Raw genomic sequence first — 25,409 nt, 5'->3', positions numbered from 1 at the left:
CGCGCCGCGGCTCACACCAGTTCGATCGCTTCGGCGATGGACGGCAACACTCGGCTGGGCCGGTACGGATACCGCTCGACCTCGTCGACCGCCGTCGACCCGGTCAGCACCAGGATCGTCTCCAGACCCGCTTCGATGCCCGCGACGACGTCGGTGTCCATCCGGTCGCCCACCATGACCGTGCTCTCCGAATGCGCCTCGATCCGGTTGAGCGCGCTGCGGAACATCATCGGGTTGGGCTTGCCGACGAAGTACGGTTCGCGGCCGGTGGCCTTGGTGATCATCGCGGCGACGGACCCCGTGGCGGGCAGCGGACCCTCCGCGGACGGCCCGGTGACGTCGGGGTTGGTGGCGATGAACCGGGCGCCGCCGAGGATCAACCGGATCGCCTTGGTGATCGCCTCGAACGAGTACGTCCGCGTCTCGCCGAGGACCACGAAATCCGGCTCGACGTCGGTGAGGGTGTAGCCCGCCTCGTGCAGCGCCGTGGTCAGGCCGGCCTCACCGATGACGTACGCCGATCCGCCGGGCAACTGGTCGGTGAGGAACGCCGCAGTCGCCAACGCCGAGGTCCAGATGGACTCCTCGGGCACGATCAGCCCCGACCGCTTCAACCGGGCAGACAGATCGCGGGGGGTGAAAATCGAGTTGTTCGTCAGGACGAGGAAGGGCCGCTGCAGGTCGACGAGGCGCTGCAGGAACTCAGCGGCGCCGGGCAGCGCGTGTTCCTCGCGGACGAGCACACCGTCCATGTCGGAGAGCCAGCACTTCGGTGTGTCGCGCACACCCCCAGTGTGTCAGTTCCGCACGCGATCGTTAGCCCATCGGCAGGTCGGGCATCGCGACATCGCAGCGTGCGCGGAAGTCGGCCGCGGGCTGCCGGATCACCCGCAGCTCGTCGCGAACCCGCGGATTGGCGTCCAGATATGCCTTGATCTCGTCGGTCATCTGGTCCCTGGGTTTGCCTTTCAGCCCCGTGAAGAAGGCGTTCACATCCGGATGGGTGAACAGATAGGACGACGTACCCGCCGAGACACCGGCCATGACGCCGGCCAGATCGGCGGCCGTGCAGTTGGGCGGATCAGCGGCGGCGGGTGCGACACCGAACAGCAGTCCACCGGAGATCAGGCCGACACCAAAAGCGTTGCGTAACAACATTTCAAGCTCCTTGCTCGAATGGACGGAGGACATCTCGACAAGAGTCAGCGGGGTCCGATACCCGGCCGTCCCGGCCGATCGATTATGGGCGGCCTTGGAGGACCCGGATCGACGACGATGTCGAGTCCCCAATCGTCACTGCAATACCACGGGTCGGCGCAGTAGCCGGGATACACGGGCCCCGCCTGCGGAGCGTCGGGTCCACCGCCGCGGACGGTTCCCTGCGCGCAGACGGTGGCGGCGCCGGCACTTGTGCAGTCCGCCGCGGCCGACGCGGCGGAGATGAGTCCGACCGGGACTGCCAGCCCCACCACCACCACAAGACACCGCAGGCTCGTCAGCACGGCTTCCCCTTTCCTGAGCGCTGGGAAGGATTCCGTAGCGCGCAGAATATTACAGAAGCAATTCGTTTATTGGCCTTTCGACAGTCGACCGGCGTCGATGCCTCAAACCCAGCAGGCTGTTTGCCCAGCGACTTCGCTCATGTCTATGAGTTCCACTGTTGATGTTGACGGGTTTCGCCCGCCCAGTTGGAATGTGGTGTTCGAAGGAGCAAATCACCTGCCAGAAAACGAAAAGACTGTTAGCCTCCGACTCAGGGCTCAAGTGCGAATCGGGGCGGGCATGTCAGCAGGAAATCAGGACTGGACCAAACCGGCCGCGATGGCCATCCCCAAAGAGGGATACTTCGAACTCGAGCGCGGCCGCTACGGTCCGGTGTTCCCGAGGACCCCGGCCTGCTACGGCTTCTCGATCATCGCGAAGGTCAAGGAGGGCCGCGAGGAGGCCGTCCGGGCGTACGGCAAGCAGATCGAGGAAGCGATCGCGGCCAGCCCCGATGTGCTCGCGCCTTTGAGGTTGCACTATCTGCGGTGGGTGCTGTTCGACGTCGGCTCGGGGCTGCACTTCCAGTACCAAGGCATCTTCGACACCGACTTCGACAAGTACACCGAGGACGCCGTCCAATTGTTCAGTCAGACGGGCATCACGACCGTGTTCACCAATCTCGAGGGATTCCCGGACGATTGGCGAGAGAACCCGGAAGCATTCGTCGAATTTGTTCGCGAACACCAGGTTCCGAGCTTCCTCGAATACGGCGAGTATCCGTACGTGACGGCCGACGAGATCAAGAAGGCACTGCGCCTGAAAGCTGCGTTCTCCACCATGCTCGACCAGATGCAGTGACGGTCATGAGCACGGCGGATCCACTGGCCGCGGTGCACCGGTACATCGCAGCCTTCAACAACGGCGACGTGGCGGAGATGGCGTCCGCCTTCGACTCCGCGGGAACGATCCTCGACGGTATGGCGCCTCACGTCTGGCAGGGGGCGACCGCGGCGCAGGATTGGTACCGCGACGTGATGGCCGAGTCAGCTCACCTCGGCGCCTCAGACTATGTCGTCGCCGTCGGGGCGCCTGTGCACAACAGTGTGAGCGATGGCAGCGCCTACCTCGTCCTGCCCGCGACGATGACGTTCAGCCTGCGCGGTACGCAGGTGACGCAGGACGGCGCGTTCTTCACGGTGGCCCTTCGCCGAGGACCGCAAGACTGGCGAATCACCGCCTGGGCGTGGACGAAAGGGACTCAGCGGCAATGATGTCCACCGCAGACGAGCTCGAGCTCGACGACATACAGCACATCCTGATGACCCGCACGCCGGCCATCACGGGCCGGTACGAGTTCCTGACCTTCGACTCCGCCGAAGGGGGCCGCGCGTGGCTCACTGCACTGCTCGCAAAGGTCCAGTCGGTGGCCGATGTCCGCGCCACGATGGACACTTCGGATCGCTGGGTCACCTTGGCTTTCACGTGGCATGGCCTCCGCGCGCTTGGCGTCCCCGAGGAGTCGCTCGCGACGTTCCCCGACGCGTTTCGCGAAGGTATGGCGGCGCGGGCGAGCATCCTCGGCGACACCGGTATGGCCGCACCCGAAAACTGGTTGGGCGGACTGGCCGGCGACGATCTACATGCGATCGCGATCTTGTTCTCGCGCACCGACGAACAGTGCCGCAGATCCATCGACGAACACGACCAACTGCTGGCGCGCACGAATGGGGTGCGCAGCCTTTCGCACCTCGACCTGAACGCGACTCCCCCGTTCAACTACGCCCACGACCACTTCGGCTTCCGCGATCGACTGTCGCAGCCGGTGATGAAGGGTTCCGGCGAGGACCCGACGCCGGGCTCGGGAGACCCTTTGGAACCCGGCGAGTTCATCCTCGGCTATCCCGACGAGAACGGACCGGTCACCGATCTGCCCCAGCCCGAGGCGCTGTCGCGCAACGGCAGCTACATGGCCTACCGCCGACTGCAAGAGCACGTCGGGGCGTTTCGCGAGTATCTGCGGGCGAACTCTTCAACTCCGGAGGACGAGGACCTGCTGGCCGCGAAGTTCATGGGCCGCTGGCGAAGCGGGGCCCCACTCGTGCTGGCACCCGACAAGGACGACCCCGAGCTGGGCGCTGATCCTATGCGCAACAACGATTTCAACTACAAGGAAATGGACCCGTTCGGCTACGCGTGTCCACTCGGCTCGCACGCCAGGCGGCTCAACCCTCGTGACACCGCGCACTACATGAATCGACGACGAATGATCCGCCGTGGCGCTACCTACGGTGACGCGCTGCCCGACGGCGCACCCGACGACGGTGTTGATCGCGGTATCGCCGCCTTCATCATCTGCGCGGACCTCGTTCGCCAGTTCGAGTTCGCGCAGAACGTGTGGATCAATGACAAGACCTTCCACGAGCTCGGCAACGAACACGATCCGATCTGTGGGACGCAGGACGGGACGCTCGACTTCACCACACCAAAGCGGCCTATCCGTAAGGTATACAAGGGTATTCCGGCGTTCACCACGCTCAGGGGCGGTGCTTACTTCTTTCTGCCCGGAATGGGCGGTTTGCGTTACCTCGCTGGATTGGGGAATCGGTAAAATGACCGGGTCTTCGGCGCGCACGTACAACCAGAACCACATCCCGCGTCAACGCGACGGCCGCAGACGGATCAGCATTTACTGGACGTGGAGCTACCCGTGGGAGGCGCAGCGCGACCCAGGCGAGATGTACAACCGGTTCTCCACGATGACCGAGGTTCGAAACGCATTGTGGCCCAACTATGAAACCAGTGAGTACGAGGCGGCCCACTTCCTACAGGGCATCGCGGGAACCCTGGAGCTCTTTCATCGTTCGACGTTGGCCTTTCAGGGCCTCGCTGGGGAAGCGACGGGGCATCCGGTGGCGGTGTTCCAGCGGATCGACCAGGCCGGTTATCAGCTCCCCGTCGACGAGCGGATTCTCGACGACACCGACACCCTGATGGTCTTCGGGCTCGACCATATCCTGTCCGAGCAGGAGGCCGTGCCCGATGAGATCGCCGCCATCGAGCGATGGCTGCAACGGGAGGGCACCTGCCTGCTGCTCGCGCCTCATCACGACGTCGGCTTCAGCGACGACTTCACTCAGCGCCAAACGGAGTTCGAACACCACGGCGACCCGTTGGTTCCGCGCCAGCAGCGCTTCGGCCAGTACACCCGGTCGCTGATGAAGGCGCTCGACGTGCCCGTGATCAACAAATGGGGTTTACGGCCCGCCGTAGTCGAGGGCACGCGCGAGATCGCACCGCTGAATGGAGCTCACGATCTCGATTCGGCCGGCCTGCTCGCCAACGTCACCACGTTCAACTTCCACCCCCACCTGCCGCACTACGAGCTGACCGCGTCGGAGAGCGACGCCGTTCGCGTACTCGGCCGCCAGCGTGTCGACCCGAACCGGCCGCACCCGTTCACCGCCGACGGCACCAGCGAGTTCAACGCGCTCATCTGGATGCCGCCTGCGGGTCGACGCGCCGGGGACATCGTCCTGATCGACTCGACACACTTCACGACGCTCTTCGGCGGCACCGACAGCCTGCGCAACCTCTGGCAGAACCTCGTGACCATGCGGTGAAGGTACAACTCTTCGCGGCCGACGGATTCAACGGGGCTGGTTCGGTACGCCGGGGAACAATTGCTCGGTCGGACCGGACGTGACGTAGCCGCCGAGTTTCGTCGCCAGGTGCGGTGCGAAAACCGCGCCGTACATGAGGTGACCGACCACGACGACGGCGGCGATCGACAACAGTGACGATCCGAGGCGGCTCGACGATCGGTTGTCCGCCCACACCTCGATCACGTTGCGCCCCTTGGCGTCGACACGCCCGAGGAGATAAGTGAACACCATCATCTGCAGGCCCATCGCGAACGCGTCGTAGAGCGGATACTGGAACTTGCTGCCCTCGAAGATCGCCAATCCCGGGATCACGTAGCCGTAGTAGAAGACTCCGAGGCGGGGGCCGAAGAATCCGTTGAACAGCAGCGCCCAGCAGAACCCGACGAGCAGCCCCACGATCAGTAGGGTTTGTGGTCTGCGCCAACCGAACCGCCGAATCAGCCGCCGCCCGAGTCCGGCGCCGATCACCGCCGGCAGCACGAAGTAGGGGATGTATCCGATCGGCACCGATGACGGGAGTCCGCCACCCCACGTCATGTTCATCGGCCACCACGACGGCATGCGCGGCAGCGCGGGCGGGAACTGCGCGTACATCGCCCAGTCGTAGGGCGCCTCGATCCACGAGAACGAGATCGCCGAGATCGACAGCAGCAGCAGCGGATGAAGGCGGCCACGCCGGATGCTCAGATACACGCCGTAGGCCAGGAACAACACTCCGCCGACGTAGGCGAAGGACAAGCCGACGATCAACGCCGGCGTCAGCTCGGTGCTCATCGGTCGTCCTCCGGGACCGTCTTGCCCCCGCGCGCTTCGGGATCGAAGTACAGCACCACGCCGACAATCAAGACGAGCAGCCCGAACAGCGTTCCGAGCATGATGAGTTGGCCCACGACCACGTTCCTTCCGCACCCACGTCAGCTGTAATAGTGCACACTATTACACGCGTCGGGGTCACGGGACGACTATCGTCAATTGCCGTGCCCCAGCGACGTTCGTCCAAGCAGGGAACCGCCGGCGAGGCGCAGGCCGCGCGCAGGCCCCCCGGCGAGGCCCGGCGGCTCCTGCTCGACGCGGCCCGTGATCTGTTCGCGCGCAGGGACTATCGCAGCACCACCACGCGGGAGATCGCCGAGGCGGCCGGCGTCACCGAATACCTGCTGTTTCGCCACTTCGGCTCCAAGGCGGGGTTGTTCCGGGAGGCTCTCGTTCTCCCGTTCACCGACTTCGTCGACGACTTCGGCGAGACCTGGCAGGCCGTCATACCCGACAAGATCACCGAGGAGGAACTGACGCGGCAATTCGTCGGCCGCCTCTACGACGTTCTCACCGAGCATCGGGGCCTCCTGCTGACCCTCGTCGCATCCGACGGTCTGACCGACGAAGAGATCGACAGCGCCGGTATCGCCGACATCAGGCGCGCGCTCACGCTGCTCGGCCAGATCAGCGCCGAAGGCATCCGGCTGCGCGGGCTGCGTTCGGATCAACCCGATCTCCCCGCGCATTCGACGGTCGCGATGATCGTCGGCATGGTGGCGCTGCGGTCGACCTTCTTCGGCAACCGACCGCCGACACGTGAGGCGATCGTCGACGAACTCGTGCAGGCGATCCTGCACGGATTCCTACACCGCCCTTAGCCGCCCGGCCCGTTGGGCCATTTAAGCAGTGACCCGGCGTCCACGCGGATGTGCTGGCCGGTGATGTAGCGGCTGTCGTCACTGGCCAGAAACACCCCGAGGTTGGCCATGTCCTCCGGCTCGATGTACGGGATCGGCATGGCCTGAAAGAGCGTGAAGAGCGGTTCGGCGTCTTCGCGGGTCGGTGTCTTGCCCTCGGCCTTCAGGTCGGGCCGGAAGACGCCGTACATCCCTTCGTTCTGCAACAGGTGGGTGTTGCAGTTCGTGGGGTGGATCGCGTTGATGCGAATCATCCTCGGTGCGAGATGAAGGCACATCTCGTCGACGTACTCCATCACAATGCGCTTACTCCAGCCGTATCCGGCGCCACCGGGCCCCATGTCCGGGCTTGTCGTGGTGCCGCGGATCATGCCCGCGGTGGATCCGGTCACGATGATCGACGCACCGTCGGGCAGGTGCGGAAGCGCCACCGCGACGGTGTTCATCACGCCGACCAGGTCGACGTCCGACGCGTCGACGAAGCCCATCGGATCGGGGTTGCCCATCGCCATCGGCAGGATGCCGGCGTTGGCGACCACGATGTCGATCTTTCCGAGATCGGCGACCCCGGATTCCGCGGCCTCCCGAAGTTCCTGGCGCTCACGAACATCGGCGACCCGCGCAACGACACGCCGTCCGATCTCCTTGACCGCGCGCTCGGTCTCGGCGAGATCCTCGGGTGTGGCGAGCGGATACGGATTGGAGGGGATGTCGCGGCAGATGTCGACCGCGATGATGTCGGCACCCTCTCTGGCCATCGCGATCGCATGCGCGCGACCCTGACCCCGGGCGGCTCCGGTGATGAAAGCGACCTTGCCGTCGAGCTTTCCGGTCATATCAGTGCTCCTTCGATCTCTGGGTCACCCGACGGGCGCGAATGTGATGTGCAGTTCACTGAGGCCGCGCATGATGAAGGTCGGCTCATAGGAGAAGCGGCGGTCACCGGGCGGGCCGTGATGGTCGGTGGAGACCGCGATGTCGGTCATCCGGTCGAGGATCCGGTTCAGCGAGATTCGTCCTTCCGCGCGGGCCAACGGCGCTCCGGGGCACGAATGCACGCCGCGGATGAACGCGATCTGCTCGCGCACGTTCGACCGGTCGGCCCGGAAGGTGTTGGGATCGGGGAACTTACGGGCGTCGCGGTTGCAGGCACCAGGGAGAAGCATCACCGTCGTTCCCGCAGGCACCTCGACTTCACCGATCTTGGTGGTGGTGCGCGCCATCCTGAAGTGGGACTTGACGGGGCTTTCCATCCGCAACGTCTCCTCGAGGAAGGCGGGGATCTTGCTGCGGTCGTCGCGTAGTTGCTTCTCGAAATCCGGGTTCTCGGCGATGAATCGGACGGCCGAGCTGACTAGCTTCGTGGTCGTCTCGGTGCCGGCGGCGAACAGGAACGTCGACAGATTCATGACGTCCTCGATGTCCGGCGTCGAGCCGTCCTCGTGCTTGGCCTGCGCCAGCTCAGTCAATACGTCCTCGCGCGGCGAGCGCCTGCGATCCTCGATGTAGGAGTAGAACTTCTCGTTGAGCCACTCCAGCGGGTTGTGTGAGGTCGGTGCCTCCTTGCCGAGTTCACCGACGGTTTCGAGCGCGAAGACCTCCTTGAACTCGTCGTGGTCCTCGGTTGGGACACCGAGGAGGTCGGCGATGACCAGCAACGAGAACGGCTTGGCGTAGGCGGCCAGGAACTCACAGCTGCCCTTGTCGAGGAAGGTGTCGAGTTGCTGATCTGCCAACCGCCACATGAAGTCCTCGTTCTCCTTGAGGCGCTTGGGCGTGATGAGTTTGTTCAGCAGTCCCCGGGTACGGGTGTGTAGCGGCGGGTCCTGCGACGTGATGTGTTCGGCCATCGGGACAGCGGCGCGGTGTTGTTCGATCAACTCGCTGACGTCATCGGATTCACCCGGTCCGAACGGCATGCCCGAGAACGGACCGGCGACCGACACACAGGAGGAGAAGGCGGGGTCCCTGTAGACGGCAAGTGCCTCGTCGTATCCGGTGACGGCGAGCACGTTGAACGGGGTCGCCTGCACCACTGGACACTTGGACCGTAGAAAATCGAAATACGGATACGGGTCGGGAACAAGCGTCGCGTCGGTGAAGAAGTCGACAGTCTCGAAATCGGTCACAGGACACTCCTGGTTGCTTCGGTCACATGGGCGTCGTCGACGTTCATGATCAGGTCGAGGTTGTCGGCGATGTCTTCGGCTGTCACGTGCTGCCTCCAGATGCCTTGGGTGCGGACGACCGCCAGGCGCGACACACCACCCATTCCCGTCAGCAGAACCTCGCCGTTCAGCAGGCACGACTGGTGTGCGAGGAAAGCCGCTGCGGGAGCGCATAATTCGGGAGGCATGCTGGCGTTGATCTCGGCCATTGTGTCCTCTGACATGCCGTACAGTTCGGCCAGTTGTCGGCCCTGCGATACGGACATGCGGGTGTAGGCCCGCGGCGCGATCGCATTGACTCCGATGCCGTGGACCACACCCTCGGTGGCGAGGTTACGGGTCAGTCCCCAGACCGCTCCCTTGGCCGCGCCGTAGCTCGTGAGCTCGGGGATGCCGCCGAGCATGGCTTCGGAGACGGTGTTGACGATCCGCCCGTGGCCCGCCTCGACGAGATGCGGCCATGCCGCCCGGGTGACGAAAAGTGTTCCGAAGAAGTGCACGTCGAGCATCCTGCGGACCCTGCCGTGCGACAGCGTCTCGAAAAGTCCCGGGTCGTGAACGCCGGCGTTGTTGATGACCGCATCAATGCGCCCGAACTCTTCGAGGGCGGTGTCGACGACTGACTGCGCCCCCGCCTCGTCGGCGACCGAGGCACCGCACGCCACGGCTCGCCCGCCGGTCCGCGCGATCTCCCCGACCACTGCGTCGGCCGGTCGCGAAGCGCCGGCGCGGCCGTCGATCTGGGCCCCGTTGTCGGCGACGACGAGGCAGGCTCCCTTGGCGGCGAGCAAGAGTGCGTGGCCGCGGCCGATCCCCCGGCCGCCGCCAGTGACGATCACCACCCTGTCGTCGAAGCGGAAGTCACTCAAGGGTTGTCCGGCGGATCGAAGAGGATGGGCAGCGCCGTCGGGGACCGGAACGCCTGCCCGCGGATGTAGGCTTCCTCGGCCGCGGGGTCAAGCCGCATGTTGGGCAGCCGGTCGAGCAGAAGGTTGAGTGCGACCCGCATCTCCATCCGAGCCAGGTGCATGCCGAGGCAGACGTGCACACCGTGACCCCACCCGATGTTCGCCTTGGCTTCGCGGAAGATGTCGAACTGGTCGGGATCGGGGAAGCGTTCCTCCTGCCGGTTGGCCGCGCCCAGCACGGGCATCACCGATGAACCCTCGGGAATGTGGACTCCGCCGAGTTCGGTGTCGCGGGTAGCGATTCGGGTGATCATGATCAACGGCGGCTCCCAGCGCACCGCTTCCTCGATCGCCTGCGGAATCAGGGACCGGTCAGCCCGAAGCGCCTCGAGCTGTTCGGGGTTCGACAGCAAGCCGTACAACAGATTCCCCAGCGCCCGGTATGTCGTTTCCACACCGGCGGGAAGCAGCAACCGCAGGAACGAGAAGATCTCCTCGTCCGAAAGCTTTTGCCCGTCGATCTCGGCCGCGCCCAGCCGGCTGATCAAGTCGTCACGCGGTTGGTCGCGCCGCGCCCCGAGGATCGGCCGGAAGTAGTCGGCCAACGCCATCGACGCCTCTCGCCCACGCTCCGGGTTGACGGTGAACGACAGCAGCGAGATCGACCACTTCTGGAACTGCGAATAGTCATCCTGGGGCAGGCCCAGCAGCCCGGCGATGATCAGCGTGGGGTACGGGAAGTTGAACTCCTTGACCAGGTCGACACGTCCCCGGTCGGCGAAGCGGTCGATCAGCGCATTGCCGATCTTGGTGACCAGCGTGTCTTCCCAACGGGCGAGGGCTTTTTGCGAGAACGCCTTCGCCACCAGCGCCCGGTGCCTGCCGTGCTCGGGTTCGTCCATCCCGAGCATCACGTGCTTACCGAACACATCGCCGAACGCCTGGATGATGATCGCCGACGAGAACGTCTCGTTGTCCCGCAGCATCTGCTGGGCTTCGTCATAGCGATAGACCATGACGATCGGCTTGCCCTCTTGTCCCGGGATACCAGGGATCTCGATCTTCTGAACGGGCTCTTCACGACGCAACCGCGCCAGTTCGGTGTAGGGGTCACGCACATCGCCCGACACGAAATCGTCGAACTCTCCGAAGTCCTCGAGGTCGTCAAACAACAGTTGCATGGCTTGCTCCTACGAACCCGCCGGATAGGCGACGGACTTGATCTCGGTGTACTGGTCGAAACCTGCGACACCGTTCTGGCGCCCGATACCGCTGGCCTTGTAACCCCCGAAGGGGGTGTCGGCGCCGTACCCGGCGGTGCCGTTTAACCCGATGAATCCGGCGCGAAGTCGTCTGGCCACTGACAGGGCCCGGTCCAGCGTTCCCGCCATCACGTTGCCCGCCAGCCCGTACGGACTGTCGTTGGCGATACGCACCGCGTCGTCCTCGTCGTCGAACGGGATCACCGAGAGCACGGGGCCGAAGATCTCCTCCTGCGCGATGGTCATCGAGTTGTCCACGTTGACGAAAAGTGTTGGCTTGACGAAGAATCCCTTGTCCATGCCCTCGGGCGCCTCCGCTCCCCCAACGAGCAGAGTCGCTCCCTCCTCGACACCCTTGTCGATGTATCCCCGGATCCGGCCGCGTTGCTTGTCGGAGATGACCGGGCCGCACAAGGTGGCGGGGTCCTGCGGATCACCAGGTGCGACACCTTCGTAGATGCCCTTGAGGATCTCGACGCCTTCGTCGTACCGCGAGCGCGGAAGCAGCAACCGGGTGGGGTTGGCGCATCCCTGGCCCGCGTGCATGCAGGGCGCGATGCCCATCATGCAACCCACCGCAAAGTCCGCGTCCTCCAGCACGATGGTCGCCGACTTGCCGCCGAGTTCGAGGAACAACCGCTTCATCGTCGCGGCGCCCTTCTCCATGATCCGCCGGCCGACGACGGTGGATCCGGTGAACGAGATCAGGTCCACCTTCGGCGAAAGGGTGAGTTCCTCGCCGACGAAGTGATCGGATGCGGTGACGACGTTCACGACACCCGCTGGGATGTCGGTGTTCTCGGCGATCAGTCGGCCGAGCCGGGTGGCGTTGTAGGGGGTGTTCGGCGCGGGCTTGAGCACGACGGTGTTACCGGTGCCGAGGGCTTGTCCGATCTTCTGGATGGTGACCTCGAACGGGAAGTTCCACGGCACGATGGCTCCCACCACGCCGACGGGTTCACGCCAGACCTTTCGGGTGGTGTTGACCCCGGTGACCGAGACGAGCGCATCGCCCAACGATGTCTCCCACGGATATTCGTCGATCAGTTGCGCCGGGTAACGCAGCGCGTCGGCCAACGGCGCGTCGAGCTGAGGGCCGTGCGTGATCGCGCGGGGGCATCCGACCTCGAGGATGAGTTCCTCCCGCAGCTCCTCCTGCTCGGACTCGAGCGCCTCCTGCAGCTGCAGCAGGCACCGTTGCCGAAGCCCATGGTTCGTCGACCAGTCCGTCTCGTCGAACGCACGCCGGGCCGCGTCGATCGCGCGGTGCATATCGGCCCTCGAGGCGTCGGCGACCTCGCCGAGCACCTCCTCGGTCGCCGGGTTGATGTTGGTGAAGGTACCCGCCTCACCCTCGACGAGCTTGCCGTCGATCATCATCTTCGCTTCGAAGCGAACGTCAGCCATTGTCCCTGCTTCCTCGTAGCGCGCCGTATCGCGGGATGCCCATCATCAGCCGGATCATCTGATGCAGCCCGGCCGAGGGGAACATCCGGTTGGCGATCAACAACATTCGCGCGTCGGGGCCCACCGGCCGCTTGACGAACGGCTTGGAACTGTCCAGCGCCTTGGCCAAGCCTGCCGCGAACTTCTCCGGCGATCTGGCGGCCATGCGCATCGCGGCCCGGCCACGCTTGTCCATGGTGCTGTGATGCGACGCGTACGGACCTTCCATATCCCGGCAGTCGGTGGTTCCGGCATCCGTGATGATTTCGGTGTCGTAGGTACCGGTCACGAGGATCGTGACTCCGATGCCGAACGGCGCGACTTCTGCGGCCATCGACTCGCCCCAGCGTTCCAGGGCGCCCTTGACGGCCGAATACGGCGCCGTGGCGGGCATTCCGCGCACGCCGCCCTGACTCGACACCAGCACGATGCGGCCGCGTCCGGCTTCACGCATGGACGGCAGCAACGCCTTGGTGAGTGCGACGGGTCCGAAGATGCTGGTCGCGAACATCTGCTCCCACAGGCTCAGCGGTGTCTCCTCCACCATGCCTGCTGCCGAGATTCCCGCATTGTGCACCAGCGCGTAAGGTGCCCCGACCGTCTCCTCGATCGACTTCGCGGCCGCCTCGATGGAGGCGGTGTCGGTGAGATCGAGCGCGATACCGATCAGGTTCGGGTCGTCGGGTGCCGCGTCGGTCGCCGAACGCAGCCGTTGCATGCCGGCATCGACGGACCGCATCGCCGCGATGACCCGCCAGCCCCGCCGGTACAGATGAGACGCCGATGCCAGCCCCAGCCCCCGGGAAGCGCCGGTGATGACGACACTGCGCTGTTCAGTCAAGCGCTGTTCACCCCTGGGCTTCCGGTGCGCATCGGTCGCTCTTGGCGCCCAGTTCCACGTCGGGGCGTCCGTCGGGTTGCCCGCTCATCCAGGTCGACATGATTCCGACGGAGTACGGACCCGGGTGGCCGTTGAGTTCGTAGAAGCCCTGCGGATCATAGACTTTCACTTCCGGATAGGGCCACGGGCAGGCCACCGAAGTGGAGATCTTGGTCGCCTTCACGATCGCGAACAGCCCGCCGTAACAAAGATAGGCGACGTTGATGATCACGAACATCACGACGAAGGTGCCCAGTCTGGGTCTCGAGGCGAAGATCCGCGCCCGCTGAGCGAGCTTCTCCGCGACGGACTTTCCGGTGTCGTCGCGGTAGAGCAGCACACCGGCGGGGATCATCACGAATGTGACCGCCACGACTTCCCAGATGAGGGGGAACTGATGGGGTTCCCCGGTGAAGATCGACGCCCACGGCGGCACCTGCGAGTAGATGTACATGCCGGTGCGCACCAGGGTGATCTCGAGCGCCGCATCCACGACCACCCCGATCGGGAAGATGATGGCCGCCAGGCTGATCAGCGGGTGGCGCCACACGAACGAGTCGACGGGCTTGCGGGCCTGCAGTTTCCGCAGGATCCAGATGGCCGGGAAGTAGGGTCCGAGGTAGAACATCACGTAGCCGAGGACGACGAACGGCTCCACCGTCGGTGACAGCGACACCAGCGGCCAGTCCTCGGGCAGGTGGGCCAACTCCGGGTTGTAGACCGCGAACGGAGACCAGTTCATGATCGGGTCCTGCCACACGATCAACGAGGTGACCAGCGCCATCAGCAACGTCGGGTTGTGCGGGTTGCGCCGCCAGTGCACCACCCACAGGGTGATGATGACGGCCATCGTGATGACGGTGAAGGTCTCGAGGATCACCACCCAGGTCGACGTGCTCCATCCGAACAGCACCTCAACGGGCCGTGGTGCTCCCTCGACGTCGGGGTTGGCGATCCGTGGGGACCCCGGTCCCTTGCGGGTGTTGACGGCGAAGAACACGGCCACGGCAAGCAGGGCCGCCACCGAAATCGACGGTCCGAGCCAGGAGGGTCTCGCCCGCTTGGCCTCGGCCGGTGCGGCCGGGTCGGTTCTCGGCGTTTCAGTGGTCACGGTTCACTCCTCACCAAAGCGGTCGACAAGATGAGAGTTGACGCCGTCGGCGTCGAGCCTTCGGGCCACGAGATACCCGGCGCCCATCCAGGCTCGGCGCGTCCAGTTGCCGAACGAGACGCGGGTCCCCGGCGCACCCGCGGCAGCGGGCATCATCTTGACGCGTTCCAGCGCTTCCTTGACTCCTCGCGGACTCAGCGGATGGGCGTCGGCACACGCGCGAAGCAGTGCCGTGGCGACATCGCAATTCACTACCGGCACACAGTATTCCGGTCGACGGCCGAACTTCTGCTGGTACTTGTCGAGAAACCGCTGGCCGACGGGGTTTCCCTCGTCGTACTGGTCGACGCCCGTCCACCCCATGAACGCGTTCCACATGATCGGGTTGATCCACGCGTTCTGAAAGGCTGTGCTGGTGAAGCGCGGCGGATCCCAACCGAGCGCTTCGAGCGCCGGGTTGACGAAGACGATGCCGAAGCCGAAGCCGGCGTGCACCACGGCCTGTGCCTTGGCCTCATGCAGGCTGCGTACCGCTTCCGAGACATCTTGCGCTGTCTGTGCGATGGCCGCCTCGGCGACGATCCTGATCCCCTTGCGACGGCACGCGTTCCGGAAGTTCTTCACGTACGTCTCGCCGACCAGCGACTGCTCCATGAGCACACCGACCTCGTGGTGGCCGCCCTTGGCCAGCAGGTCGGCCCAGAAGATCGGCTCGTCGGTCAAGGACCCCTGCGGGAACGAGAACGTCCACTCGCCGAGCCACGCGTCGCTGCCGGTGACGCTGAGCGCGGGCACCCGGAACCGCTCCTCGATGGCCTCGCGGGTCGGCACACAGTTGTCGGTGATGTGCGGGCCGAACACCGCGAGACACCCCTCGTCGACGAGTTCGCCGTAGGCGTCGATCACCGCCTTCACCGAACCCTTGGGCAGCCCCTCGACCTCCTTGTAGATGATCTCGATGGGCCGGTCGATCACGCCGTTCTCGACCGCCTCGGCGAAGATCAGCTCGAAGGGATTGGACAGATCTTCCTTCATCTCCTGCGGGTACAGGTCGGGCAGCTTGAAGTCCATGAGGTACCCGAACTTGATTGGTTCCGCGGTGCTCTCGTAGGACATCCCATCTCCGATATTGTTGAAACCTAATATTTGTTCAGACAGTAACGAGGGGCGGGATCAGCGTCAATCCTCCGGTCGCTGGTCGACCATGTACGCATCGATCATCTCGACCAAGCCGCGGGTCACGGTGGCGTCGTCGGTGAGCGGGCCCGCGATCGCGGCCCGCGCGGCGTCTCGTGGAGTCAATCCCTCGGCGATCAGCCGGCCCGCGGCGATCAGCACCCGAGTCGACGCGACTTCGCGCAGTCCCCCGGTCTCCAACCGCCGGATCGCATGACCCAGCCGGACGAGCTCTGCCGCGCGATCATGATCGATGGCTGCTTCGCTGGCAACGATCTTCTCCTCGACGTCGGCTGTCGGAAAGCCGAACTCGATCGCGACCATCCGCTGCCTGGTCGAGTCTTTGAGATCCTTCAGCACGCTCTGATAACCCGGGTTGTAGGAGACGACCAGACAGAACCCCGGCGCCGCGTCCAGCGTGATTCCGAGCCGTTCGATCGGTAGCTGCCTGCGGTGATCTGCGAGCGGGTGCAACACGACGGTGGTGTCCTGTCGGGCTTCGACGACCTCGTCGAGGTAGCAGATGGCTCCGTCGCGGACCGCACGGGTCAGGGGCCCGTCGACCCATTCGGTCTCACCGCCGCGCAGAAGGAATCGGCCCACAAGGTCGGCAGTGGTCAAGTCGTCGTGACAGGCGACTGTGATCAGGGGGCGGTCCAGATCGTGCGCCATCGCCTCGACGAACCGCGTCTTGCCGCAGCCTGTCGGACCTTTCAGCGCGATCGACAGCCCCTGTTTGTATGCGGCCTTGAAGACCTGCTCCTCGTTCCCGACGGGAACGTAGTAGGGGCGCGGCGGCTTCGAGTGCATGGCTTCCCTTCGCTCGAGCTCGTTCTACGACCCTAGCGCGGAACAGATGTTTGGTTCAAGATGCCGATGGCGTCGGTACGCGCCGACGCAGGTCAGCGGTGCGCAGAGCCGAGCGGAACAGCGGTCCGATCACGTCGGCCAGTTGCGTCGGCTTGGGTATCGAAGCGTGCGCAGCGCTGCCGAAGACCCTGCCCAGCTCCCCGGAGTCGGTGGCCGCGCCGATCGTCAGACACAGACAGCCGATACCCTCGCGCCGGGCTTCCCCCAGCGCCCGCCGTACGTCGGCCGCCCCGTAGAGCCTTTCGTAGCCATGGTCGTAGGCCAGGCCATCGGAGAGCACAACCAGCAATCGACGCGATGTGCCGGCCTTCTCCATCATCAGCGCGGTACCGTGCCGGACGGCCGCACCCAACCTCGAGTAGGCACCCGGAGTGAGGCTGCCCAGGCGCCGCATGACCATCGCATCGAGGTGATCGTCGAAGCGCTTCACCGGCACCATATGGACCGCTGAGCGACCCTGCGACTGAAATGCGTACAGCGCCACGCGATCTCCGAGTTCGTGCAGCGCCACTGTCAGCGCCGCCGCGGCCGCCCGCTGTTGCTCGTGGACCGTCTGACCGAAGGTACCTGCCTCCCCGGCCGAACCGGAGACGTCGAGCAGAACGAGCACGGCCAGATCGCGACGCCTGGGCAAGCTGTCGAGGTAGACGGCCTCGTCGGGAGTCGAACCCGCCAACGTTTCCACGCGCGCCTCGACCGCCGCATCCACGTCGATGTCGTCGCCCTGAGTCTGCCGGTGACATCGGTCCAACCCGATGCCGAGCCGGGTCAGCGGCCGACGCAACGCGTGCACATCGGGGTGGGCCAGCGATCGCCCCTTCTCGATCGTGGGTTCAATCTCGAGCACCGTGCACCAGTCTGGCCGGTAACAGCGCCGCTGGAAATCCCATTCGGGATACGTGCGTCCCCCGGCCGTGGCGGCGGCCCAGCCATCGGCGTCTGCCGGCCCGGCCGCGCTCGAGGTCACCGCGCCGGCACCACGCAGGCCCTTGCGGGAGCGATGAGTTGGCGTATCGGCGCCCGGTGTGCCGCCGCCGGAGAGCTTGCGGACGCTCCTTGTCATGCGCTGCAGGAGCTTGCCGAGCACACCGCCACCGCCGACGGGACTGGAGAAGGGATCGAACACGTCTTCGTCGTCGGCAATGTCATCGTCGTCATCGAGATCGGCCAGCTCTCTTTTCGACTCGCGCCGAGGGGCGTGCCCGCCGGCCGATTCCACCTGCGTGGCCGCGGCGCGCGTCGCCACCAGTTTCTGCGCTTTGATCACCCCGAATCCCGCCGGCGGATCGGCGATGTCACGACTTTCTCCCGCCACCTTCAGTGAACCGACCGGCGAATCCGCCCGGGTCGCGAGGTCACAGTCGAGAAGCGGACGGACGGCGGACGGCAGCAGGTCGTCGTTGGCCGACAGCGCGCGCTGGCCCTCGACCGCGAGGTAACGCCGCGCCAGCGCCGGTCGCCTGACCAGTTTGCGCACGACACCGGCCTCCAGGCCCCCACTGGCCAGTAGCGACGCCTGCACGGTGACCGACTCGAGTTGGCGGGGCGCACCGGCGGACGGGTCGACGAACACCGTGACGCCGTCGGTCCATGCCGGTTCGCCCGGAGTCGCCGGCGCGACCGCTATCGTGCGGCCCGCCAGGGCAGAGGCCAGCAGCGCCAGGCGCGTGGGATCGTCGGCGTCCTCGCTCGTCATCGAGCTGTGGCCTTTCTCGTTGACCAAATATCTGTTCCAACGTAGAGTCCAGCGGGGCCACACGTCAATCTCCGGAGGTTACGTTGATCGACTTCACCGACCAGGTCGCCGTGGTGACCGGGGCCGGCCGCGGACTCGGTCGCGTCTACGCGCGCGAGTTGGCGAGGCGCGGAGCCTCGATCGTCGTCAACGATGTCGGCGGAACCATGCACGGAGACGGCGAGGACAGCGCGGTCGCCGACCAGGTGGTGGACGAGATCACCGCATCCGGCGGCAGGGCCGTCGCGTCCTACGACTCGGTGGACAGTGCGGCCGGTGGTGAGGCGATCATACGGACTGCTGTCGAGGCGTTCGGCCGGCTCGACGCGGTGATCAGCAACGCCGGCATCTTCAACGCCATCGCGTTCGACGAGCTGACGCCCGGTGACTGGCGGCGCATGCTTTCGGTCCATCTCGACGGCGCGTTCTACCTGTCACAGCCCGCCTTCCGGGTGATGAAGGCGCAGGGCTACGGCCGGTTCGTGTTCATCGCCTCGTCAGCGGGTATGTTCGGCCAGCATCTGGAGGCCCATTACGCCGCGGCCAAGGCCGGCATCGTTGGTCTGACGAATGTGATTGCGCTCGAGGGTGATCCGCACGGAATCCGGGCGAACACCGTGCTGCCCTTCGGGCTCTCCCGGATGGTCACCGAAACGCTGAGTGATCCGAAAGCACTCGAGGACAACGGCTTTTTCGCGGCCATCCGCCCGGAGCTCGTGGCACCGATCGTGGTGTTTCTGGCCAGCCGGGCCTGCGATGTCAGCCATCAGAACTTCTCTGCCTGTGCGGGCCGGTTCGCCAGGGTGTTCGTCGGACTGAGTGAGGGCTGGTTGGCGCCAGCGGACAGCGATCCGACGGCCGAGGACCTCGCCGGCCACCTCGACGCGGTGGCGGCCACCGAGCCGTTCACCGTTCCGGGATCGATCTACGACGAGGTGTTCGCGGTGACCCGGCGCCTCGGTCTCACCGGCTGACTGTCGCTCATCGCCGAAGACAACAGGCCGTCGGCGCCGTTGACCAAAAATCTGTTCCCGATTATGGTCGGCGCGACCGCCAAGCGAAGGAGCCCGCCATGGACATCGACCAGCTCCTGACCACTACGCGGTCGGCGCGACGGTCACTGGACCTCGACGCGCCGGTGGATCGACGCGCCATTGCCGACTGCCTGCGAATCGGGATGCAGGCCGCCAACGGCTCCAATCAACAGAGCTGGCGTTGGCTTGTCGTTGCCGATGAGGGGCTGCGGGCCCGATTGGCCGGACTGTACCGCGACGCCTACCTGCAGAAGGTCGGTGGGCAACTGATAGCCGACCTGCTGCCGCCCGATGCTCCCGGCAAGAAGATCATGTCCTCGACCGAGTGGCTGGTCGAGAACATGGCGGGGGTTCCGCTTCTCGTAATCCCCTGCTACGAACCATATTTGCCGCGCACCGACGGCGACGAGGCCTTCTACCAGGCCACGCTGTACGGTTCGATCTTCCCCGCCGTCTGGAACTTCGCGCTCGCGCTTCACACGCGCGGCTACGGAACGTGTGTGACGACATTGCATCTGACCCACGAGGCAGCGGTCCGCGACCTGCTCGGCATCCCGGAAGGTCACGTACAAGGCTGCCTGCTGCCGGTCGGTCGCCTTCGGCCCGGCGTCACGTTCCGTCCGGCGGAACGCCGGCCGATCGACGACGTGGTCGCCGTGGACAACTGGGAGGGACCATCGCTGTGAACGAAAGACTGCGGGAGCTCTGCGACCGGGCGGACATCGTCGACTGTATGCAGCGGTACGCGCGTGGGATGGATCGACGCGACCGCGAACTGTTGCGCTCGGCATACCACGACGGCGCGGTCGACGAGCACATCGGTTTCGTGGGCGACGTTGATGACTTCATCGACTGGGCGTTCGCGTACCACGAGACGCAGACGCGCTACCAGCACTACCTGTTGAACCACACCGCGGACATCACCGGCGATCAGGCGCACGCCGAAACCTATTATCTGTTCGTCGGCACCGACCGCGCCCCGGCGAATCATCTGACCGTCAACGGCGGCCGCTACATCGACCGGCTCGAGCGCCGCGACGGCCGGTGGGCCATCGCGGCGCGGGTGTGCGTCGTCGAGTGGCACACCGAGGGCACGACGCTGATCACCGACCAGACCCTGGGTTTTCTCGCTGACATCCTCACCGTGGCGCACGATCGCACTGACATCTCATATGAGCGCCCGCTGAACATCGTTCGCTCCCCATCCAGCTCGTGACCGCCGACGGGGCCGCCACCCTTGCTTTTACGTCGGGCGACACTGCCCGGAGCTCGGATTCTGGTAGCGTTAACCAAACTTTGGGTCGGTCGGACCAAACAGGTGGACGGGAGCCTGGTCTTGGAGGTGCTGTGGGGCGTCGGGTGACGCCGAAGGCGGACCTCGGCCGGCATGCAGGCCATTCCTACGACGACGGCACCCGGCGGACCGAGATCCTGCAGACGGCGGCGTCGCTGATCGCCACGTCCGGGCTTCGGACATCCCTTCAGGAGATCGCCGACGCAGCGGGCATCCTGCCGGGCAGCCTCTATCACCACTTCGAGTCCAAGGAAGCGATCCTCGTCGAGCTTCTTCGGCGTTACCACGAGGATCTCGACCGCATCGCCGGCCAGGCCCTCGATCGGCTCGATGATCCCACCCCGCTGTCGGCGTTCGATCGGATCGTGGAACTGGGCGCCGCGATCGCCCAGTGCGCGGTGACCCACAGCGCCGCACTGCAGATGACGTTCTACGAAGCCCCCACCTCGAATCCGGAACTGGCCGCGCTGGCCCAGCAGCGCCCGGCGAAGATCCTCGAAGCGATGGTGCAGACGCTGCGTGCCGCACGGTGGAGTGGTTATCTGCGGCCCGACGTGGACCTGCCGATCCTGGCCGACCGCATCGTCCAGGCGATGCGTCAGGTCGGGCTCGACGTCATCCGGCACAGCGCAGGCGCCGACAAGGTTGCTGCCACGCTGTGCCGGATCCTGCTCGAGGGTCTGGCGACCGTTCCTCCGGCCGACGCCGAACTCGATCGCTCCGCCGCGTTCCTCGCCGCCGACAACGCGGTGAAGTCGTGGATCGAGGAGGAAGGAAACGCGACCAACGACAAGGCTTCCCACGTGCGGGCGGTCGCGCGCACCGAATTCGGGCGAAAAGGCTACGAGGTCACCACGATTCGCGACATCGCATCGGCGGCCGGCCTCGGCACCGGAACGGTGTACCGCTTGATCGGGTCGAAAGAGGAACTGCTGGCCTCCATCATGCAGTCGTTCGGCGAGAAGGTGGCCGAGGTGGGATGGGCCAGCGTGCTGCGGTCCAACGCGTCGGCCGTCGACAAGCTGGATGCGCTGAGCTGGATCCACACCAACGCCCTGGCCCACTTCGGCGACGAGTTCCGGATCCAGCTGGCGTGGATGCGACAGTCACCTCCCGACACTCCAAACATCGCGTGGCTGTTCACCAAACGCGTCCGCCAGATGAAATCCCTGCTGACCCAGGGCATTCGCGCCGGCGAGATCTCGATCGACGGACCGTCGAACGAGATACTGGCCCGCGTGGTCATCGGGGTGTCGTGGATTCCGGAGAACCTTCTCCAGCAGCTCGGCCCGCGCGCGTCGCAGATCCACGTCCGCGACACAATGCTGCGCGGAGTCACCACCCGCTCCGAGTGAGGGCGTCCGCGCGAGCGCTCACCCTGTATGCATTTGGGGCGTGGAACCGGAGAACGATACGCGCTCGCGACGCCGGTGACTTGTCAGCCGACGGTGATCGGCAGCTTGCCCCAGCCTCGCACGCTCGAGGTGTGTGCCATCGCGGCGTCGGCGTAGTCGACCTCCCATTCGGGCCACCGGCGCAGCATCTCCTCGAGTGCGACGCGGGCCTGCATCCTCGCCAGCGAGGAGCCGAGGCAGAAGTGCAGTCCCTGCCCGAACGACAGGTGTGATCCGCCGCGATGAATGTCGAAACTCTCGCCATCGGGGTAGCGACGCTCGTCCCGGTTGGCAGAACCGTTGAGCAACAACATCACCGAGCCCTCCGCGATCGTCTGCCCGTAGGCCTCGGTGTCGCGGGCGACATAACGGGCCTGCACCGGCGACGGCGCCTGGTAGCGCAGCACCTCCTCGATGGCCCGAGGAATCAGCGAGAAATCGTCGACGAGTTCGCGTCGCTGATCGGGATGCTCGGCGAGCATCTGGGCAATGAAACCGATCAGCCTGGTGGTCGTCTCATTACCCGCACCGGCAATCATGCTCGTGTAGGTCAACACCTCGATGCGCGACAGTGGTCGGAGCTGACCATCGTCTTCGACTTCGGCGTTGAGCAATTGCGTCATCAGATCGTCCGACGGATGTTCGGCCCGCCATTCGATGTAGTCGGCGAACAGTTGATAGGCGTTCTCGAACGTGGCGGCCGACACCGCCTGAAAGCTGCCCTCTTTGAGCCCTATCGAGGCGTCGGTGTTGTCGCGGATCTGTTGCTGGCCCTGCTCGGGTATGCCCAGTAGGTACCCGATGGTCCGCATCGGGATCAGCGCCCCGAAGTCGCCGATGACGTCGAACCGGGAATCGTCGTCGAGAGAGTCGAGCGCGCGCACACAGAACTGACGCACAAGGGGTTCGATGGCCTCCATCCGGCGCGGTGTGAAGACCTTCGACAGCACCCTTCGGTGAATATCGTGAAGCGGCGGATCCTCGAACAGAATCACCCCGGGCGGCACGTCGACACCGCTCATGATGACGTCCATCGTGGTGCCCTTGCCCGATCTGTAGGTGTCCCAGTCGTGCAACCCCTGCGCGACGTCGTCGTAGCGGCTCAACGCATAGAAGTTGTACTTCTCGTTGTAGTAGAGCGGCGCCTCGTCGCGCATCCGCTTCCAGATCGGGTACGGGTCGTCGTCGATGTCGAAATCGAAGGGGTCGTAATACAGGTCGACGGTGTTGGTATCGGTCATCTGTCGCTCTTTTCTGACATTGTCGGGTTCGCGGCCACGTCACCGGCCCGCTTCAGATAGGGCCACGCCGTCTCGGGTGGCATACCGCCGCACAGCGGTGCCAGGTTGAGAAAACCTCCCCCGCGGACGATTTCGCTCGCCTCGTCCGTGGCGATGATCCGGTGCGAACGGTAGAGGTGGCGCAGTTCGGCGACGTCCCGAGCCGCCGAGATGCCGGCAGAAGCGTGATTGTCCGGATTCCACTGCGCATACATCTGGGCGTCGTGCAGCAGGTATTCGCCGATCTCGTCCCACGCCTCGTCGACGTCGTCGGCGACGAAGGTGACCGTCGGCGTGTCTGGCGACGGCAGCAACACGCCGCCGGGCTCATGCCCATGCTCCCGCGACGCGGCTTCGTACGCTTCTCGCATACCGGTCACGCTGCCGTTGGCCAGAAGTCCCAGACCGTACCGGCCGGCGCGGCGCGCCGCCGCAAGGCTCGCACCGCCCCACATCATCGTCGGCCCGCCGGGAGTGCAGGGCGACGGTGAAACCATGATGCGTCGGTCGTCGTGAACGGTGGGCCGGCCGCTCATCAGTGTCCGCAGCAGGGTGATGTTCTCGTCGGCCAGCGCACCGCGGCGTGACGGGTCGATGCCGAAATGCTCGAACTCCTCGGGGCGGTAACCCAACCCGAACACGTACGACGTTCGGCCGTTGCTCAGAATGTCGAGCACGGCGATGTCTTCGGCCAACCGGACGGGATCGTAGAACGGCAGGATCACCACCGCGTTGAGCATCAACCGCTCGGTGCGGGCCGCGATCGCCGAAGCCAGCATCATCGGCGCAGGCAGATATCCGTCCGACGACCCGTGGTGCTCGCACAGCACGGCCGCCACGCATCCGTGCCGCTCGGCCCACGCCGACATGTCGATCGCCGCCGCGTACAGGTCCGTCGTCGCCGCGCCGAAGCTTGGAGCACGCATGTCGAAGCGGATGGTGAACACGGCTGATCACCCGAAAGCGTGCCGGGGCAGGGTGTTCGGCAGGTCCAGTGAGCTCAACAGGCCCGCAGGAGCCGCCACGACGTAGGGGATCGCGTTGACGACGCGCATCGCGGTGGCGGTCATCGCGGCATGGCCGGCACCGTGCCCCTCGGCCGCACCGACGTTCATCGCGCAGTGAATGTCGGGATCACCGTCGATGTCGACACGATAGGTGGCGTCGAACTCCGAGGACGGCCAGTCCGGCGCCACGTCGCGTGCCATCCGGATGATGTGCTGGACGACGATGGCTTCCCGACCGTTGACCACGCCCGCGGCCCGGGTGCTCACCGCACCGCACGTCCCGGCCTCGATCGTGCCGAACGCCACCTCGATGTCCCTGTCGGTGACGCGGCGGTCGAGGCTGCCGCAGACCTCCTCGACCTCGACATCGAGGCCCGCCGCGATCAGGTGAATCGGTGCCCGCCAGGCCATTTCGATGAAACCCGGTGTCTTGAGCAGCGGTTCGAAATCCAGCGGGCGTCCGAAGCCCATGCCGTTCATCATCACGTCGGCCACCGGGTAGTGGTCGTTGAGCGCGACCTCGGTGACGGTCAGGCACCGGATCCGCTTCGACTGCGTGGCGAGCACCAACGCAAGCTGATCGGAGCCGAAGCCGGGAAAGATGCCGGACGCGTAGAACGACGCGCCGCCCTTCTTCGCGGCCTGCTCCATCTGGTCACGCCACTCGGGTGAGTAGTAGGCGGGCGGATAGATCAGAGTCGTCGACGATGTCGACACCACATTGATTCCGGCTTCGAGGAGCTTCAGATAATCGGGCACCGCTCCCGCATCGCGTTCCGGTCCGCTTGCGGCGTACACCACGCAGTCCGGGCGCACCGCGATCAACGCGTCGGCGTCGTTGGTCGCCGTCACCCCGATCCGATCTCCATCGGCGAGCTCCCCGGCATCCTTGCCGATCTTCTCCTCGGAGTGCACCCACACTCCCACCAGGTCGAGGTCGGGTCGGCCCCTGATCGCGTCGATGGCGATCGATCCGACGCCTCCTGTCGACCAGACGACGGTCCTCAGCGGTGTTTTCACGATT

Annotated in this window: 26 protein-coding genes; 9 read left to right on the top strand and 17 right to left on the bottom strand. The window is 65.4% G+C overall.

Annotated elements, in window-relative coordinates:
- Positions 1-11 precede the first annotated feature (11 nt).
- The 3 genes from AU193_RS11070 to AU193_RS11060 form a co-directional block, all read right to left on the bottom strand.
- On the bottom strand, positions 12-752 hold the full coding sequence (locus AU193_RS11070) for an HAD-IIA family hydrolase (RefSeq protein ID WP_371259184.1): 741 nt from the start codon (positions 750-752) through the stop codon (positions 12-14).
- A 64-nt stretch (positions 753-816) separates the two neighbouring features.
- Entirely contained in the window at positions 817-1,158 is a 342-nt protein-coding gene (locus AU193_RS11065) for a heme-binding protein (protein WP_064422424.1), read from the bottom strand.
- A gap of 44 nt (positions 1,159-1,202) precedes the next feature.
- Positions 1,203-1,502, bottom strand: a complete 300-nt coding sequence (locus tag AU193_RS11060) for a hypothetical protein (protein ID WP_064422423.1) — start codon at positions 1,500-1,502, stop codon at positions 1,203-1,205.
- A 280-nt stretch (positions 1,503-1,782) separates the two neighbouring features.
- Here AU193_RS11060 and AU193_RS11055 point away from each other — a divergent pair, with 280 nt between their 5' ends.
- Genes AU193_RS11055 through AU193_RS11040 form a run of 4 tightly spaced genes read left to right on the top strand, consistent with a single transcriptional unit; the run spans position 1,783 to position 5,105 of the window.
- Positions 1,783-2,343 carry a hypothetical protein gene (locus tag AU193_RS11055; RefSeq protein WP_064422422.1) on the top strand — a complete coding sequence of 187 codons (561 nt, stop codon included), beginning with the start codon at positions 1,783-1,785 and terminating at the stop codon, positions 2,341-2,343.
- A 5-nt stretch (positions 2,344-2,348) separates the two neighbouring features.
- Positions 2,349-2,756 (top strand): nuclear transport factor 2 family protein, encoded by a 408-nt coding sequence (locus AU193_RS11050; protein WP_064422460.1) that lies wholly within the window; start codon positions 2,349-2,351, stop codon positions 2,754-2,756.
- Positions 2,753-4,093, top strand: a complete 1,341-nt coding sequence (locus AU193_RS11045) for a hypothetical protein (RefSeq protein ID WP_064422421.1) — start codon at positions 2,753-2,755, stop codon at positions 4,091-4,093. Before AU193_RS11050 ends, AU193_RS11045 begins: the two co-directional genes overlap by 4 nt.
- A 1-nt stretch (position 4,094) precedes the next feature.
- Complete coding sequence (locus tag AU193_RS11040) at positions 4,095-5,105, top strand: hypothetical protein (RefSeq protein ID WP_064422420.1); 1,011 nt, start codon at positions 4,095-4,097, stop codon at positions 5,103-5,105.
- Between the two features lie 27 nt (positions 5,106-5,132).
- Here AU193_RS11040 and AU193_RS11035 read toward each other — a convergent pair whose 3' ends face one another.
- On the bottom strand, positions 5,133-5,921 hold the full coding sequence (locus AU193_RS11035) for a spirocyclase AveC family protein (RefSeq protein WP_064422419.1): 789 nt from the start codon (positions 5,919-5,921) through the stop codon (positions 5,133-5,135).
- Between the two features lie 203 nt (positions 5,922-6,124).
- On the opposite strand from AU193_RS11035, the gene AU193_RS11030 reads away from it, so the two are divergent.
- Positions 6,125-6,781, top strand: coding sequence for a TetR/AcrR family transcriptional regulator (locus AU193_RS11030; protein ID WP_064422418.1), 657 nt, complete (start codon positions 6,125-6,127; stop codon positions 6,779-6,781).
- Here AU193_RS11030 and AU193_RS11025 read toward each other — a convergent pair.
- The 10 genes from AU193_RS11025 to AU193_RS10980 form a co-directional block, all read right to left on the bottom strand.
- Complete coding sequence (locus AU193_RS11025; protein ID WP_064422417.1) at positions 6,778-7,656, bottom strand: mycofactocin-coupled SDR family oxidoreductase; 879 nt, start codon at positions 7,654-7,656, stop codon at positions 6,778-6,780. The genes AU193_RS11030 and AU193_RS11025 overlap by 4 nt on opposite strands.
- Positions 7,657-7,680: 24 nt before the next feature.
- Complete coding sequence (locus AU193_RS11020) at positions 7,681-8,949, bottom strand: cytochrome P450 (RefSeq protein ID WP_064422416.1); 1,269 nt, start codon at positions 8,947-8,949, stop codon at positions 7,681-7,683.
- Positions 8,946-9,857: an SDR family NAD(P)-dependent oxidoreductase gene (locus tag AU193_RS11015; RefSeq protein ID WP_064422415.1), complete on the bottom strand. Its 912-nt coding sequence runs from the start codon at positions 9,855-9,857 to the stop codon at positions 8,946-8,948. Before AU193_RS11015 ends, AU193_RS11020 begins: the two co-directional genes overlap by 4 nt.
- A complete protein-coding gene (locus AU193_RS11010) occupies positions 9,854-11,077 on the bottom strand; it encodes a cytochrome P450 (protein WP_064422414.1) in 1,224 nt (407 codons plus the stop codon). Before AU193_RS11010 ends, AU193_RS11015 begins: the two co-directional genes overlap by 4 nt.
- Positions 11,078-11,086: 9 nt before the next feature.
- On the bottom strand, positions 11,087-12,538 hold the full coding sequence (locus AU193_RS11005; RefSeq protein ID WP_064422459.1) for an aldehyde dehydrogenase family protein: 1,452 nt from the start codon (positions 12,536-12,538) through the stop codon (positions 11,087-11,089).
- A gap of 19 nt (positions 12,539-12,557) precedes the next feature.
- Positions 12,558-13,445, bottom strand: coding sequence for an SDR family oxidoreductase (locus tag AU193_RS11000; RefSeq protein WP_064422413.1), 888 nt, complete (start codon positions 13,443-13,445; stop codon positions 12,558-12,560).
- A 7-nt stretch (positions 13,446-13,452) separates the two neighbouring features.
- Positions 13,453-14,595 carry a spirocyclase AveC family protein gene (locus tag AU193_RS10995; protein ID WP_064422412.1) on the bottom strand — a complete coding sequence of 381 codons (1,143 nt, stop codon included), beginning with the start codon at positions 14,593-14,595 and terminating at the stop codon, positions 13,453-13,455.
- Positions 14,596-14,598: 3 nt separating this feature from the next.
- A complete protein-coding gene (locus AU193_RS10990) occupies positions 14,599-15,711 on the bottom strand; it encodes an ABC transporter substrate-binding protein (RefSeq protein WP_064422411.1) in 1,113 nt (370 codons plus the stop codon).
- Between the two features lie 63 nt (positions 15,712-15,774).
- The gene (locus AU193_RS10985) at positions 15,775-16,581 is read right to left on the bottom strand and encodes a CbbQ/NirQ/NorQ/GpvN family protein (protein ID WP_064422410.1); all 807 of its coding nucleotides are present in this window, start codon (positions 16,579-16,581) and stop codon (positions 15,775-15,777) included.
- Positions 16,582-16,636: 55 nt separating this feature from the next.
- A complete protein-coding gene (locus AU193_RS10980) occupies positions 16,637-18,337 on the bottom strand; it encodes a nitric oxide reductase activation protein NorD (protein WP_172798274.1) in 1,701 nt (566 codons plus the stop codon).
- 83 nt (positions 18,338-18,420) lie between these two features.
- Here AU193_RS10980 and AU193_RS10975 point away from each other — a divergent pair, with 83 nt between their 5' ends.
- The 4 genes from AU193_RS10975 (at position 18,421) to AU193_RS10960 (ending at position 22,059) form a co-directional block, all read left to right on the top strand.
- Positions 18,421-19,350, top strand: coding sequence for an SDR family NAD(P)-dependent oxidoreductase (locus tag AU193_RS10975; RefSeq protein ID WP_064422408.1), 930 nt, complete (start codon positions 18,421-18,423; stop codon positions 19,348-19,350).
- A 98-nt stretch (positions 19,351-19,448) separates the two neighbouring features.
- Positions 19,449-20,096, top strand: a complete 648-nt coding sequence (locus AU193_RS10970) for a nitroreductase family protein (RefSeq protein ID WP_064422407.1) — start codon at positions 19,449-19,451, stop codon at positions 20,094-20,096.
- Positions 20,093-20,626 carry a nuclear transport factor 2 family protein gene (locus AU193_RS10965; protein ID WP_064422406.1) on the top strand — a complete coding sequence of 178 codons (534 nt, stop codon included), beginning with the start codon at positions 20,093-20,095 and terminating at the stop codon, positions 20,624-20,626. The genes AU193_RS10970 and AU193_RS10965 overlap by 4 nt, the downstream gene beginning before the upstream one ends.
- 131 nt (positions 20,627-20,757) lie before the next feature.
- Positions 20,758-22,059: a TetR/AcrR family transcriptional regulator gene (locus AU193_RS10960; RefSeq protein ID WP_064422405.1), complete on the top strand. Its 1,302-nt coding sequence runs from the start codon at positions 20,758-20,760 to the stop codon at positions 22,057-22,059.
- 83 nt (positions 22,060-22,142) lie between these two features.
- On the opposite strand, the gene AU193_RS10955 is transcribed toward AU193_RS10960, so the two are convergent.
- The 3 genes from AU193_RS10955 to AU193_RS10945 are packed head-to-tail and all read right to left on the bottom strand — an operon-like array spanning position 22,143 to position 25,405.
- Complete coding sequence (locus AU193_RS10955; protein ID WP_064422404.1) at positions 22,143-23,339, bottom strand: cytochrome P450; 1,197 nt, start codon at positions 23,337-23,339, stop codon at positions 22,143-22,145.
- Complete coding sequence (locus AU193_RS10950) at positions 23,336-24,325, bottom strand: LLM class flavin-dependent oxidoreductase (protein WP_064422403.1); 990 nt, start codon at positions 24,323-24,325, stop codon at positions 23,336-23,338. The genes AU193_RS10955 and AU193_RS10950 overlap by 4 nt, the downstream gene beginning before the upstream one ends.
- Before the next feature lie 6 nt (positions 24,326-24,331).
- Positions 24,332-25,405 (bottom strand): dihydrodipicolinate reductase, encoded by a 1,074-nt coding sequence (locus tag AU193_RS10945; protein WP_064422402.1) that lies wholly within the window; start codon positions 25,403-25,405, stop codon positions 24,332-24,334.
- Between the last annotated feature and the right edge of the window lie 4 nt (positions 25,406-25,409).

Source organism: Mycobacterium sp. GA-1285 (assembly GCF_001499905.1).
Lineage (GTDB): Bacteria > Actinomycetota > Actinomycetes > Mycobacteriales > Mycobacteriaceae > Mycobacterium.
The sequence above is the reverse complement of the archived record's forward strand: the minus strand, read 5'-3'. Positions and strand labels throughout refer to the sequence as shown.